Here is a 12,048-nt window from a genome sequence, read left to right on the forward strand (position 1 = left end):
CACGTCGGCAACGAAGGCATGACAGGGAAGCCGGTCGTGCTTGGGGGCGCGAAGGCGACGAACAGGATCGTCATGCAGGTAGCCGGAAACGGTCATTCGTTGCGAACCGATCGTCTGGTAGACGTCATGGACGAAAGTCGCGAGTTCCGCCTCCTGCTGACACGATATGTGATGACCTGCGAGCTGCAGTCTGAATACACCCTGCTGGCCGCTACCAACTACACAATCAACCAGCGCTTGGCGCGGTGGCTTCTGATGTACCACGACCGCATTGACGGCGATGAGTTCCGGATCACCCACGAACTTCTCGCGATGATGTTGAACGTTCGACGGGCGGGCGTCACCTCAGCGATACATAAACTGGAAGGGGAACGTGCGATCCGGTCAACTCGGGGAGTGATCCACATCACCGACCGGGAGATACTGGAGGAGCAGGCTGCCGGCAGTTATGGAATTCCCGAGGCCTTTTACGAAGACAATATACCGACAATTTCGGCGAACGCATTGGTAGAGAGCGCGGCCGCGATCATTTGACCGCTTATCTCTCTAGGTATGGCCGACCAGCACGCGAGTTGGACCTGTCGATCGTACATTCGTTGAACGCGAGGAATTTGCGGATGCGGTTCGCCGGAACTGTCGGGTAGCACAGCCGTTAAGTGCTTGAAGGAGAACGAATATGAGCACAGCTACATTCACTCCCGCCCGGCATCGAATTTACTTGGCCCGCCGCCGGGTTCGGCCTTCCGAAGCACTTGGCTCTGCCCGCGGCGTAATGGTCGCGCTAGGCGTCTCATCGGCACTGTGGGCTGGCTTGGCCTTCCTCATCTTCTAATCACTATCGTCCGCAAGCCCCGCTACCGTTCAACAGGTAGCGGGGCTTTTGCGTTTCATGCCTTCTGGACTTCCTCGCGCTTGATCCGAGCGACATCATCCGCTTCGGACTCCTCAATGTCCTCTGCTTCCGTGCTCTTGGTTTCAGCTACAACGGACGTGACGCCGCTGTCGCCATGGACCGTGGCCTCGACGATGCGTGGGTCTTTCTCGTCTTTGTCTGTCATTTCGGTTGGCTCTTCCCGTGGGTTGCCCAAGTGCTTCACATCACCGAGCGTGCCGCAGCTTCGATGTCCATGTCAGTGTCGGCATCCGCCAGCAAACCTACAATGTGGTTCCGCGCTAACTCGAGCATCGCCTCGGCAACCTCGGCCTCACTCCAGCCGGCGATCATGGCACCGGCTATGGCTTCCTGAAAAGTCGACTCCATCGCGAATTCGCAGTCGATGCCGCGGTCGGGATGCTCAGGCGCGTGTTTTGGGGCGGTGATATCCATGGCGACGACCTAGGGCGATCAGACTTCAACGACCAGCGGTTCTGCTGTCGTGGAGCCAGCGTGGATCCAACGCGACACCTTGCCGGTCATCGTAATGGCGTCGATGTCCTCCCGAGGCTCGTCGTAGGTGAGGATGACCGTTGGCCCATCGTGCGGTTCATCCAGTACGGCGAGAATGAGCGCGACATCGGGCTTGTGCATGCCGATGAAGCGTACCCCCTCGATCGTAGTAGCATCACGCTCGAGGAACCGTAGGCGTAGGTATTTCTTCGATTGACGGCGCCCCTCAGCCAGAAGCCGGGACCTGTTCGTCCCATCCAGCTCCATCAGCCCAGCGATCAGTACGACCGGCTTCTGAAAGGACAGGCTTGCCTTGTGGAGGGCTTTGACCGGGGTGCCGGCAAAATCCCCTGCAATGACGATGATGTCGGCTGTCATGCCCGCCGCCCCGGTCTGCGGCGAGATGATCAGCAGTTTCGTCATGCAATCCTCAAACGAATATCATTGCTCCTACCATCAGCATGGCAGCAGCTGTCGCGCACGCCTGCCACACGGGTGCAGCGGTGGCGAGTGCGGTAGAGCGACGGGAGGTCGAAATAATCATAGACAGGCCTCAAAAACTGTTTTCAACCAGTTAAAACTTAATGGCCGTTAAGGTCTGTGGCCGCAGTAGCTTACGGAACGAACGCTTCCGCACCTTCTTGTTCCTTCAACCAGGAGGGACTGCACCGTGTCGAAGCCAGATCCAGTTGGAACGAACCCGAACGACCAGATGCCCGCGGGCGGAGCCCTGAAGCCTGGGGAGATCGTTCCTGAGGAGTTCGAGGACGAAGAGCTCTATGCCGACGATAATGGGCTCGGCCCAGTCGACGAAGACAAGAACGAACCCGGCTTACCGGAAGAGATCGAAGACCGCGAGAACCAAGCCGGCACCGAACAGATGGATGGTGGAAAGTTGAAGCGGGACTGACCAAAAGCATCAAAATTCAGATTGCTGTTCGTGATGTCGATTGCATCAAGGGCGTCTTCCGCGTGCCTCCGCAACACCTAATCTAGGATTAGGATATTTGCCTCGCAGCATCGAGGAAGCCGACGTCAAAGACTCGGGTAGAACTTCCCGAGATCGACCGGCGAAACTCCCTCGGGTGATGGCGTCACTGAATAGCGACCATCAGGATCGTCCTTCCACCGGGCGATGTGTTCGTCCCTGATGGTGAGGGTCTGATCTCCGAAGCTGGCGGGGCCTGCGGTCTCGGTGAAGGCGACGTCTTTCCAGCTTACGGTGCTCATTGCGGCTCGTCCTTGGTGCGCTAATTGGCTTGCAACTATAGGAGCATAAGAAAAGCTCCGTGCGGTACAGCAAAATGGATGGGCGCTATGACAATTGATAACACGCCGAAAGTTCGCGACAGAGCCTACCTTCTGTGGGAGCAGGCCGGTTGCCCCAATGGTCGCGAACATGAATTCTGGGCGCAGGCATCGCAGGAAATCGAGGGCGAGCGTGATCTGGTGCATCGCACGTCCGCTGGCATGCCTTCAGCCGGCGGCCGATAGCCGGAACGTCTTCGCTTGGACTGCCTTCCTTCCCCAGACCAATGGAGGAAGTCATGTCGAAAACCAATGAAGGCAAACTCGACGACGCGAGCCACGGCGGCGGCATCGGTGACATTTCGCGGCAGCCAGTAGACCAGTCGTCTCAGAACCCTGGCAACGGCGAGCCGGTGATCGTGCCTGACGACGAGGATGGCGTTGGCGCGATCGAGGACGACGATCTCGACAGCGGTGACGATGTTATCCCGGTCGAGGAAGCTGACGACCTGGACGACGACGCAGATTCGACGCAGGGCATGCCTAGCTAGATCGAAACATGGGCGGGAACGATCTCCCGCCCAACCTCACCGGTTTCGCCAGCCCTTGGCGGCTTTCGCAGGGGTGGCCTTCATTTGGGTCGTTAGGCGATCTAGCTTCCGGCTCAAGGCCTCTGCAGGCGACATGGCTACCTGATCCGCGGGAATTAGCCTGGTGTCGACCTCGCTCCCAGTCGGAACGCTCTTCGGATTTCCAAGAAACTGGCATTTTTCCCGCATTGCCTTAATGGCATTTGCAGTCACGAAATCCTTGCCGGCGATCCGCTCGAGGGCAAGGTTTCCCTTCCGGTTTTCAGACCGCAAGGCGGCTGGGCCGAGCGAACCTCCGAAAAAGACTCGGCATGCTTCTGACAGGCGCACCGGCTCGTCAGGGCTTATGTCGTCGCGGGTCCGCGGAAGCCGCATACTAACCTCCATCTGAATTTTAAGGTGTTGCTGCAATTAGAAGGGGAACTGCAGCAGAACGCTGATCCTTGTTCTCCCACAGCCGCCTAGCGGTTTGGAACGGGAGACCAATATGAGACATTTTCTGATCGCTGCTAGCCTGACTTTGATGGCAAGCTCGGCAATGGCGCAGACCGCCCCGCAAGAGTTCGTTGACAAGGCGGCGAACGGCGGAATGTACGAAATTCAGTCCAGCGAGATTGTGATGTCCGACCCCTCTGCTACGCCAGAGATTCAGGCCTTCGCAAAGCAAATGATCGCCGATCATACGAAGGCGGCCGCTAATCTCACAAAGGCGGCTAAGAGCTCGGGGCTCACCGTTCCGATGGAACTTGATGCGAAGCACCAAGCAATGGTTACCGAACTGAGCGGCGCCGGCAGCAAGGTGCCCGTGTACCTCAAGCAGCAAATTGATGCTCATGAGGAGGCGCTTTCGCTTCACCAGGGCTACGGCTCGGCTGGCACTGACGCGAACCTCAAAAGCTATGCAGATGCTACTGCTCCGGTGATCAAGATGCACCTCGAGCACGTTCGCATGCTCACTGGCCCGGCCGATAAAGCTCTCTCGAGTTCGACAAACAGCAAGATGCCGAGCAACGAGGCGGACACCAGCACCGGGACGATGGGTAACGACTCCGCCACAACTGGCGGTCAGGGGACTGGCACAGGAACCTCGCCTGCAGCACCAGTCAAATAAGCTGAGAAAGTCATTTGACGGGGCTGCTCGAAAGGGCAGCCCCGTTTCTAAATGCGCCATCCCAGTGCCGGCGAACGGCCTACCTCTCGTCGTGGTGGCTAGAGCCTAATAGTCCTCTGAGAACAGCTTTGGCAGAACCCATGCCGAACCTTGCGCGCAGCGTCGGGAGAGCCATAGGAGGCCACGCGAGAGAAGTACACGCGGGAGAACGGGGAGGCGGGTCATGGCTCGCTTTCGGTGAGGATGCGAGCGGCCCGGCGGCGGGCTTTCTTGCGGGTCTTGCTCTGTCGCTTGTCGAGCCTGTCGATGATGCTATGAGCGCCGCGGATGGCGAGGCTTCGGTAGAGCTGCGGATCGGCCGCGGGCCTCTCCATCATGTGGGCGACTTCTCGGCTCCGATCGATCTTGTAGAGGGCGAGGGCCGCGGACAGGATCTCATTGCCGAACGTCTCGGCTGCAAGGCGCCCGCCGGCGGCGATCTTGTCTTTCTCGTCCGCGCCGTTCACTGGCCCACTTCCATGGCCGCGGCCTGCACCTGCCCCTCGGCAAGGATCTCGGCCAGATAGTCGAAAGTTTCGCCGGAATGGATCGCTTCTGACAGGAGGAAGTCGGTCCGGTCGTGAACCTCGCTGACGATCGTCGGCACCATGCCGCGGATTGCTTCGGCCAGGGGAGGCCGATACGAAGAGCCATGCGACGAAGCGAACCTCCCGTTTGATGCGGAACTGGAGCGTTCCCTCTCCTTCAAGGATTGGTTGTTCGGCCGGAAATTCAAGCAGGACTCAAAGGTCGCTCTAGTATCGTTGCTTGGAACGACGTTCGCCATCCGCTAAGGCGGGGACGCTTGAAGGGCATTGCGCTCTGGCAGCTTTCCCACGGGACGTACAGTGCGCTCGGTTCGGGTTCGGAGGCTCATCGTCATGACCATTGTCGTTCGTATCGCGCTGGCGCTCGTCGTCGCCGCTTTGGTGGGAGGCGGCTTCATGATGTTCGATCGCTCACGCGGCGCCGAATGGGTAGTGTCGCCGGGCGAGATCGCGGCTGCAAAGGCAGAGGGAAAGGCTGGCGTTGAGAGCGATCGCGGCTCGGTTACGGTGCTGCCGATCCGCTCCGAGACCGCCGATGTCCTGCACTTCAAATGGGCTTTGGCCGGGGTCGGTGCAGGCGTCCTCTGCTTTATCGCAACGCGCCGGCGGACCCCGCGCCGGACGGAGCCCTCATGACCCGCTGGAAAGGCGCCACGTTCGCCCTCTGCGCGGTGCTCGCGGCTGTCCTACCCGGGCGGGCGATGGCCGATGCGGCGGGCGACGAACGCTATCTTCCCCTGGAAGACGCCGAGCGCACATACACAGGAATGGCCGAGTTCGGGCGCATGCAGGGCCCGTTGATCGAGGTCGCGGATCGCCGCGGGCTGCCGGCTCTTGCGGAGCGCGGCACGGCGCTGGCGGCGCAGACCTTTTCGGTGAGCGACGCGCGCGATGCCATGCTCAAACGGCTTCGTGAAATCCCCGGCGAGGTGCCGGCGGACCTCGACGCGATCTCCGACCGGATGCGGGCCGTAGAGGCGGAGTTCGCTTCTCGCTCGCTCGAAACGTTGCAGGCCGGCGAGGCGGACGCGGTGGCGCATTACGAGGCGCGACCTGATCGTGCATCTATCGATGCGATCGGCGACGCCATGGCGGCTCCCGATCTTGCGCGTGAAACCGCCGTGACGGGCCTGCGGGTCAAGTGGATTTATGAAACCCTACTGACGGGGAACATGGAGAAGCTGCATGCCATGACGCCTGCGATGATCGAGACAGGGATCCGTGAGGTGTTGGATCGCACGCGTGCGCGGGACGATCCTGAATATGGGGCTGTGCCGCTTCGCAAGGAATTTGTGCGCGAGCAGAAGCGCATGGTCAAACGCATGGTCCTCTCGCATCTGCCCGAAGCCGACGTGGCCACGCTCGCGGTCTTTTACGCGAGCGACGTCGGCCAAGCCAAACGCCGAGCGTTGGTCGAAGCCTTCAGCGAGCGCAACGATGAAGATGGCGCACGCTTCATCCGGCAACTTCTCGAACAGGAACGCGGAAAAGTTCGATAGGAATGGGGGCGGGGTAGCTCGCCGTACCGCCTCCACCGTGACGGCCGTCCCCCGCGACGACACTTCCGCGTCGCAGCGCGAGGCCCACGGCCGCAGCCGGAACAGCAAGGCCTATGCTACGCCCCGCATTCCACCGCGCCGAGGAGCGCCCACGCCTCTGCAAAATCCGGCTCGGTGCCAGCTTCCGCCTGGCCATGCCATTCGACTGCCATCATACCTGCCCTCGACGGACGTTCGGCGCGCATCGTGACGGCGTCGCCCGCCGACCCGCCACTTTCGCGGGAGACGGCGTAGCGCACGATGTCAGAGCCAACGCGAACCTGCCGATCGAGTCCTGGCAAGGCCCCGCCGCTCAGGCGAAGGGAGACCGTCATCTCGAAGGGGCGTCGCAAATCCTGCCAGCCCTCGGGTCGGACGAGGAGACCGCTCGCGGTCTGTCGAATGTCGAAGCCGGCCATGTGGGCGATGAGCCGGCACGGTGCAGGCGGCGGCATGGTGAGGCTGAGGGTCGTATCCGGAAACACGAAGTCGACGAAAGCATTGTCATTGCTCCACTGGATCACGCGGTGGGAGGAGCGTGATCCGAAATAGGGTCCGTCGATCGGGTTTCCGCTGAGCTCGTGATGCACGCCCGGTCCTTCGACCCGGTACTCGAACCAGCGACGCGGCGTATCGGTGAGGAAGCCGCGCGCTGACCAGTCCATCACGGACGCGGTGAAGCGCCCATCCGGCGACGCAAGGGTTTCGCCGGTCCCGACTGGGGTCACGTGCAGGGCTCGCGCGATCGCGGCGACGGCGAGAAGCAGTGCAAGGCTGGCGAAAGCGAGGACCTGTCGGCGGGTCCTCACGAAGGGAATGCCCGTTTGGAGGGTCTGCAGTTCCAAGGATTCATTTCGGCGGCCGATTGGGGAGCGGAACGGTCTCCGGACCTACGGTCCATGTCTTCGGAAACGGACGCACGGGAACCTCGCCGCCCGGTGGGATCGCGCCGAGATGCCGATGGACGCGGCCGTAGTCGGGGTCTGCTGGGGCGTAACGCAATTCTCCATCACCGAACGCCGAGGCATCCTTGGCTTCGGCGCGAAGCCGCAAGACCAGAGTGCCGTCGACGTCCTCGTGCGCCGACCCGATCGAGGTGTCACCCGCTCGAACCGGAGCGGACCAGATCGACAGGCTCGCGAGCACTAGACCTACGGAGGCCAACCCGAATCGGTTCACGATCTTGCCTTGCATGAGTCTGCGGACACCGGGCCCGCTCGGCGTCTCGTTGCGTCCCTCGTCCTCCAGGAGACCGCGATTACCCAGCATGCCCGTCATTTCAGGTGCTCTGCCAGAGCCGTCAGCAAATGCACGAACTGTGCTCTCGGGCAGGCTGCCCCGAATTCATGTAACACGTCGTTTCCATCGAAGAGAGCCACGCTGTACAGCGCATCCGTTGGCCCACGTGCGTCGATTGATGCCGGGTCCCGCGTTGCCCAGATGGTGTTCGCGGCCAGGATGACCGCATCCGTTTCGCTCGTCGTCATGTTTCGGCTCATGTCGCGTTCGATGACGGTTGTTGCCGCGCTATCGCCCGTCGCGGCAGAAGGCCGCGTGGTCGCCTGGCGGATGGTGCGCACTTCCAGATCGACGATGATCCAAGTCGCTATTGGCGACAAGATATTTCCGGTCGCGACGAGTGCGCCTCGTTTGGGAAGGTCAGGAAAGGCAAGATGCGCACCGGTGCGATCCGTCCGGAAGGGAGATGCGACCTTTCGAGGTGCGAAGACGAGGCGCGGCTCGGCGGCGTCCGCAGCGCCCGTCCCGATTGGCGGCATCGAGGAGGCCAACCACCCGAGCACAACCGTCAGCGCAAATGTAAGGAGTCGTTTCCGGTTTCTCACGACAAAGGGTCTCGCCCACTTGCGTTGAAAGGACTGGGCGGCCTGCCCCAAGGTGCGAACAGGAGGGGCACATCGACATCGCTCATTTCTTCGACGCCACCAGTTCGCAACGCGCGTAGGCCGCGTGCAGATATCGCCTGATCAGCCCGAAGAAGGCGTCGAAGACATCGATCGTCTCTGTACGGCGCCCGCGATTGAGCTTGCTGTAGAACCACAAGCCGAGCCGCGCGGGAAGCGGGGCGTCCTCGTTCAGCAGAAGCTGCAGGTCGAAGCGCTAGTTGGCAGACCTGGCATTGGTTGACCTCTGTCAAATGGGATCGCCCCGTATCAACAGGGGAAGCTTCGATCCCAGTTGGGTACATATTACGTGCGCATCGCAGCTACTAGATCAATACCAACTTGGTGCCGCATGCGGTGATGGCGGAAGTTCACCTACCTCTCAACTCGCGTTGCAGGTAGGGCGCCGTGCTGCTGCCGGCCGTCGCGGCCACCGCCTGCGGCACGCCTTTGGCTACGATACGCCCTCCGGCTTCACCAGCTCCCGGGCCGATGTCGATCACCCAGTCACTGGTGGCGGCAACGCTCATGTCGTGGTCGACGACGATCACCGTATTGCCAGCCTCCACCAGCACATGCAGCTGCGTAACCAGCCGCTCGACGTCGGAGGGATGCAGTCCAGTAGTTGGTTCGTCCAGCACGTAGAGCGCGCCGCCGCGCTGCGCCCGTTGCAGTTCGGTCGCAAGCTTTACCCGTTGCGCCTCGCCGCCGGAGAGTTCGGTCGCGGGCTGGCCGAGGCGCAGATAGTTCAGTCCGACCTCGCGCAGGACGCCAAGCGAGCGGCTGACGGATGGTGCATCGGAAAAGAATTCACATGCTGCCTCCACGGTGAGGCCGAGCACTTCGGCGATGGTCTTGCCGCGGTAGCGGATTTCCAGCGTCTTCTCGTTGTAGCGCGTGCCGTGGCAGGTCGGGCAAGGCGTGTAGACGCTTGGCAGGAACAGCAGCTCGACCATGACAAAACCTTCGCCCTCGCAACGCGGGCAGCGGCCCTTGGCGACGTTGAAGGAGAAGCGACCCGCGTCGTAGCGGCGCTGCTTCGCCTCGGGCGTCGCCGCAAAGAGCGCCCGGACGTGGTCGAACAGCCCGGTATAGGTGGCAAGGTTGGAGCGCGGGGTCCGGCCGATTGGCTTCTGGTCGACCTCGATCAGCCGCTTTATCCCGCCGAGCCCGCCCTCGATCCGGCCGAGCGTCGGCACTGGCACGCCGTCAAACGTAGCTTCGGCTTCGCCCTCATCTTCCACCGCTACCGGTGAGCCGAGTGCGTACGATACCAGTTCGACCAGCGCCTGGCTGACGAGGCTCGACTTGCCGGAGCCGAAGATGCCGGTGACGGTGGTCAGTACACCTAGCGGAAAGGCGGCGTCGAGATCGTTGAGATTGTTGCGGGTGACGCCTTTCAGCTGCAGCCAGCTCTCGGGCTCCCGAGGCTCGCGCGGCACCGGGGCGGCGTCGGGGAACAGGTGTCGTCGCGTCTCGGACAACGCAACATCGCGCAGACCCGCGAGTGGACCGCTGTACAGCACGTTGCCGCCATGCTCGCCGGCGGCAGGGCCGACATCGACGATCCAGTCGGCATGGCGGACGACGTCGAGCTCGTGCTCGACCACGAACAGCGAATTGCCGACAGCCTTGAGCCCGTCCAGCGCTCGGAGCAGCGCCTGGGTGTCGGCGGGGTGCAGGCCGGCCGACGGCTCGTCCATCACGTAGACGACGCCGAAGAGGTTGGATACGACCTGCGTCGCCAGCCGCAGCCGCTGCAGCTCGCCCGGCGACAGCGTCGGCGTGCTGCGCTCGAGGCTGAGATAGCCGAGGCCGAGATCGAGCAGCACCGCCAGCCGGTGGCAAAGGTCCTCGGCGATGCGCCGGGTGACGATCGCCTTCTCCGGATGCTCTCCCTGCATCGCCGCGAGCTTCGGCGCGCTGCCGTCGGCAAAGGCGGCGAAGATGTCGGCGAAACGGCTCATCGGCAGCCGGGTCATCTCGGCAAGGTCGAGACCCTCGAAGCGCACCGACAGCGATTCCCGGCGCAGCCTTTTGCCCTCGCAGAGCGGGCAGTCGCTGCCGATCATGAAGCGGGCGGCGCGCTTCTTCATCATTGCGCTTTGCGTGGTGGCGAAGCTGTGGGTGACGTGGCGGCGGGCGCTGGAGAAAGTGCCCATGTAGCTCGGCTCGGCCTTGCGTCGGATCGCCCGCTGCACCTCCTCGCGGTCCCAGCCGGGATAGACCGGCACCACCGGTTGTTCCTCTGTGAACAGGATCCAGTCGCGGGTTTTCTGCGGCAGGGTGTGCCAAGGCGTGTCGACGTCGATGCCGAGGGTGATCAGGATGTCGCGCAGGTTCTGCCCGCCCCAGGCCATCGGCCAGGCGGCGACGGCGCGTTCGCGGATGGTCAGCGACGGGTCCGGCACCATCGAGGCCTCGGTCACCTCGTGGATGCGCCCGAGCCCCTGGCAGCGCGGGCAGGCGCCCTCCGGCGTGTTGGTCGAAAAGGCCTCGGCCTCGAGATGCGGCTGGCCCTTCGGATAGTCGCCGGCGCGCGAATAGAGCATGCGCAGGAGGTTCGACAGCGTGGTGACGCTGCCGACCGAGGAGCGCGTCGTCGGCGAGCCACGCTGCTGCTGCAGGGCGACGGCGGGGGGCAGGCCCTCGATAGAATCAACCTCCGGCACGCTCATCTGGTGAAACAGTCGGCGGGCATAGGGCGAGACGGACTCGAGATATCGCCGCTGCGCCTCGGCATAGAGCGTGCTGAAGGCGAGCGAGGACTTTCCGGAGCCGGAGACGCCGGTGAACACGACTAGCGCATCGCGCGGAATGTCGACGTCGACGTTCTTCAAATTGTGCTCACGTGCGCCGCGTACCCGGACGAAGCCGGGCAGGGCCTTGCCGCCGGGCTTCGAGGACGGCCGGCTCATGCTGCCCGTCGCCGCGTGGAAGGAAGCGCGAAGGCGGGCACGGGCATTCTGTCGGGCATCATTATCTCCTGCGGTCGGCTCTAGCCTAGAACGGGCAGGAAGGGCAGGGGATCAAGCCAGCATTGGGCTGACGTGGCCGGTCATCCTTCGCATGGAGGCCTAAGCAGAGGGTGTGGCCTGTCCGGAAGACTTTTCCGATAGCACACCTCAGTCAGCCCGTGTGGATTGACGTGTTCCTGCTTCGACCAAATTGGAAAGCGTTCTTTGCGTCAGGGCAAGCGGAACGGAACAAAGGTTTGTCCGTCCGTTTAGAGTCTACCCTTCTCTGACATTGAGAAGCCATCGGATCCGTTAGTTGAGACACATGGGCAAACACAATGACCGACGCGGCTCCCGTCGCCGCGATTTCGACGACGATGGTTCATCCTCGGACGGACGTTCCGCAGAGCCGAGCTACTTCCAGAGACCAGTGATGACCACGGCGCCATCCGTGGAGGCTGAGGTGTTGTGGTTCAACGCCGAGAAAGGGTTCGGATTCGTGAAGATGACGGACGGGACCGAGGCCTTTCTTCACGTTCGGGCCCTTGAGGCCGCCGGCAGAACCAACATTGCCGAAGGCACTCGGCTGACAGTCAAAATAGAGCAGGGGCAAAAGGGAATGCAGGTTGCCGAAGTTGTCGAGATAGGCGCTGCGCCGGCGGGTGAGCTTGCCGCTAAACCTCCTACACGCTCCGTCGCGAGAGTTCCCGGAACTGACTGAGCGGAGAC

The 12,048-nt window shown here is 62.4% G+C and carries 18 protein-coding genes; 8 read left to right on the top strand and 10 right to left on the bottom strand.

The genetic code is table 11. The annotated features are described in order from the left end of the window. Positions 1–534: helix-turn-helix domain-containing protein (locus tag ACZL02_RS20850; protein ID WP_496258571.1), on the top strand; the 534-nt coding region annotated here is incomplete at its 5' end. Positions 535–887: 353 nt separating this feature from the next. On the opposite strand, the gene ACZL02_RS20855 is transcribed toward ACZL02_RS20850, so the two are convergent. From ACZL02_RS20855 to ACZL02_RS20865, 3 genes are read right to left on the bottom strand one after another with little or no spacing between them, the layout of a single operon-like run. Beyond that, complete coding sequence (locus ACZL02_RS20855; RefSeq protein ID WP_472939427.1) at positions 888–1,058, bottom strand: hypothetical protein; 171 nt, start codon at positions 1,056–1,058, stop codon at positions 888–890. Positions 1,059–1,093: 35 nt separating this feature from the next. Then, entirely contained in the window at positions 1,094–1,327 is a 234-nt protein-coding gene (locus ACZL02_RS20860) for a hypothetical protein (protein WP_472939428.1), read from the bottom strand. A gap of 18 nt (positions 1,328–1,345) precedes the next feature. Next, on the bottom strand, positions 1,346–1,810 hold the full coding sequence (locus ACZL02_RS20865) for a metallophosphoesterase family protein (protein ID WP_472939429.1): 465 nt from the start codon (positions 1,808–1,810) through the stop codon (positions 1,346–1,348). A gap of 247 nt (positions 1,811–2,057) precedes the next feature. On the opposite strand from ACZL02_RS20865, the gene ACZL02_RS20870 reads away from it, so the two are divergent. Beyond that, positions 2,058–2,297 carry a hypothetical protein gene (locus ACZL02_RS20870; RefSeq protein ID WP_472939430.1) on the top strand — a complete coding sequence of 80 codons (240 nt, stop codon included), beginning with the start codon at positions 2,058–2,060 and terminating at the stop codon, positions 2,295–2,297. Positions 2,298–2,422: 125 nt separating this feature from the next. Here ACZL02_RS20870 and ACZL02_RS20875 read toward each other — a convergent pair whose 3' ends face one another. Further along, the gene (locus ACZL02_RS20875) at positions 2,423–2,617 is read right to left on the bottom strand and encodes a hypothetical protein (RefSeq protein ID WP_472939431.1); all 195 of its coding nucleotides are present in this window, start codon (positions 2,615–2,617) and stop codon (positions 2,423–2,425) included. Positions 2,618–2,704: 87 nt separating this feature from the next. Between ACZL02_RS20875 and ACZL02_RS20880 the strand changes: the two genes are divergently transcribed. The 3 genes from ACZL02_RS20880 to ACZL02_RS20890 all read left to right on the top strand — a co-directional run bounded on the left by ACZL02_RS20880 (position 2,705) and on the right by ACZL02_RS20890 (position 4,336). Continuing rightward, a complete protein-coding gene (locus tag ACZL02_RS20880; RefSeq protein WP_472939432.1) occupies positions 2,705–2,881 on the top strand; it encodes a DUF2934 domain-containing protein in 177 nt (58 codons plus the stop codon). Positions 2,882–2,934: 53 nt separating this feature from the next. After that, positions 2,935–3,186, top strand: coding sequence for a hypothetical protein (locus ACZL02_RS20885; RefSeq protein ID WP_472939433.1), 252 nt, complete (start codon positions 2,935–2,937; stop codon positions 3,184–3,186). 526 nt (positions 3,187–3,712) lie between these two features. Beyond that, a complete protein-coding gene (locus tag ACZL02_RS20890; protein WP_472939434.1) occupies positions 3,713–4,336 on the top strand; it encodes a DUF4142 domain-containing protein in 624 nt (207 codons plus the stop codon). Between the two features lie 221 nt (positions 4,337–4,557). On the opposite strand, the gene ACZL02_RS20895 is transcribed toward ACZL02_RS20890, so the two are convergent. Both ACZL02_RS20895 and ACZL02_RS20900 read right to left on the bottom strand, forming a co-directional pair. After that, a complete protein-coding gene (locus ACZL02_RS20895; RefSeq protein WP_472939435.1) occupies positions 4,558–4,842 on the bottom strand; it encodes a hypothetical protein in 285 nt (94 codons plus the stop codon). After that, positions 4,839–4,985 carry a hypothetical protein gene (locus tag ACZL02_RS20900; protein ID WP_472939436.1) on the bottom strand — a complete coding sequence of 49 codons (147 nt, stop codon included), beginning with the start codon at positions 4,983–4,985 and terminating at the stop codon, positions 4,839–4,841. Before ACZL02_RS20900 ends, ACZL02_RS20895 begins: the two co-directional genes overlap by 4 nt. Before the next feature lie 271 nt (positions 4,986–5,256). On the opposite strand from ACZL02_RS20900, the gene ACZL02_RS20905 reads away from it, so the two are divergent. Together ACZL02_RS20905 and ACZL02_RS20910 are read left to right on the top strand one after the other, a co-directional pair. Then, positions 5,257–5,559, top strand: coding sequence for a hypothetical protein (locus ACZL02_RS20905; RefSeq protein WP_472939437.1), 303 nt, complete (start codon positions 5,257–5,259; stop codon positions 5,557–5,559). Beyond that, the gene (locus ACZL02_RS20910) at positions 5,556–6,422 is read left to right on the top strand and encodes a hypothetical protein (protein WP_472939438.1); all 867 of its coding nucleotides are present in this window, start codon (positions 5,556–5,558) and stop codon (positions 6,420–6,422) included. Before ACZL02_RS20905 ends, ACZL02_RS20910 begins: the two co-directional genes overlap by 4 nt. A gap of 116 nt (positions 6,423–6,538) precedes the next feature. Here the strand turns inward: ACZL02_RS20910 and ACZL02_RS20915 are convergent, their stop codons facing one another. The 4 genes from ACZL02_RS20915 to ACZL02_RS20930 form a co-directional block, all read right to left on the bottom strand. Beyond that, positions 6,539–7,306, bottom strand: a complete 768-nt coding sequence (locus ACZL02_RS20915) for a Tsi3 family protein (protein WP_472939439.1) — start codon at positions 7,304–7,306, stop codon at positions 6,539–6,541. 4 nt (positions 7,307–7,310) lie between these two features. Next, the gene (locus ACZL02_RS20920; protein WP_472939440.1) at positions 7,311–7,739 is read right to left on the bottom strand and encodes a hypothetical protein; all 429 of its coding nucleotides are present in this window, start codon (positions 7,737–7,739) and stop codon (positions 7,311–7,313) included. Further along, on the bottom strand, positions 7,736–8,239 hold the full coding sequence (locus ACZL02_RS20925) for a hypothetical protein (RefSeq protein WP_472939441.1): 504 nt from the start codon (positions 8,237–8,239) through the stop codon (positions 7,736–7,738). Before ACZL02_RS20925 ends, ACZL02_RS20920 begins: the two co-directional genes overlap by 4 nt. Positions 8,240–8,733: 494 nt before the next feature. Beyond that, positions 8,734–11,280, bottom strand: coding sequence for an excinuclease ABC subunit UvrA (locus tag ACZL02_RS20930; protein WP_472939442.1), 2,547 nt, complete (start codon positions 11,278–11,280; stop codon positions 8,734–8,736). A gap of 472 nt (positions 11,281–11,752) precedes the next feature. Between ACZL02_RS20930 and ACZL02_RS20935 the strand changes: the two genes are divergently transcribed. Next, a complete protein-coding gene (locus ACZL02_RS20935; protein WP_472939443.1) occupies positions 11,753–12,040 on the top strand; it encodes a cold-shock protein in 288 nt (95 codons plus the stop codon). The last annotated feature ends 8 nt before the right edge of the window (positions 12,041–12,048 follow it).

The sequence above is a fragment of the Mesocryomonas fontinalis genome (assembly GCF_055730125.2).

Bases quoted from the DNA above. Each gene is read 5' to 3' on its own strand.
- ACZL02_RS20855 (WP_472939427.1), bottom strand. From the start codon at position 1,058: ATGACAGACAAAGACGAGAAAGACCCACGCATCGTCGAGGCCACGGTC.
- ACZL02_RS20860 (WP_472939428.1), bottom strand. From the start codon at position 1,327: ATGGATATCACCGCCCCAAAACACGCGCCTGAGCATCCCGACCGCGGC.
- ACZL02_RS20865 (WP_472939429.1), bottom strand. From the start codon at position 1,810: ATGACGAAACTGCTGATCATCTCGCCGCAGACCGGGGCGGCGGGCATG.
- ACZL02_RS20875 (WP_472939431.1), bottom strand. From the start codon at position 2,617: ATGAGCACCGTAAGCTGGAAAGACGTCGCCTTCACCGAGACCGCAGGC.
- ACZL02_RS20880 (WP_472939432.1), top strand. From the start codon at position 2,705: ATGACAATTGATAACACGCCGAAAGTTCGCGACAGAGCCTACCTTCTG.
- ACZL02_RS20885 (WP_472939433.1), top strand. From the start codon at position 2,935: ATGTCGAAAACCAATGAAGGCAAACTCGACGACGCGAGCCACGGCGGC.
- ACZL02_RS20890 (WP_472939434.1), top strand. From the start codon at position 3,713: ATGAGACATTTTCTGATCGCTGCTAGCCTGACTTTGATGGCAAGCTCG.
- ACZL02_RS20900 (WP_472939436.1), bottom strand. From the start codon at position 4,985: ATGGTGCCGACGATCGTCAGCGAGGTTCACGACCGGACCGACTTCCTC.
- ACZL02_RS20905 (WP_472939437.1), top strand. From the start codon at position 5,257: ATGACCATTGTCGTTCGTATCGCGCTGGCGCTCGTCGTCGCCGCTTTG.
- ACZL02_RS20910 (WP_472939438.1), top strand. From the start codon at position 5,556: ATGACCCGCTGGAAAGGCGCCACGTTCGCCCTCTGCGCGGTGCTCGCG.
- ACZL02_RS20920 (WP_472939440.1), bottom strand. From the start codon at position 7,739: ATGACGGGCATGCTGGGTAATCGCGGTCTCCTGGAGGACGAGGGACGC.
- ACZL02_RS20925 (WP_472939441.1), bottom strand. From the start codon at position 8,239: ATGCCGCCAATCGGGACGGGCGCTGCGGACGCCGCCGAGCCGCGCCTC.
- ACZL02_RS20930 (WP_472939442.1), bottom strand. From the start codon at position 11,280: ATGAGCCGGCCGTCCTCGAAGCCCGGCGGCAAGGCCCTGCCCGGCTTC.
- ACZL02_RS20935 (WP_472939443.1), top strand. From the start codon at position 11,753: ATGACCACGGCGCCATCCGTGGAGGCTGAGGTGTTGTGGTTCAACGCC.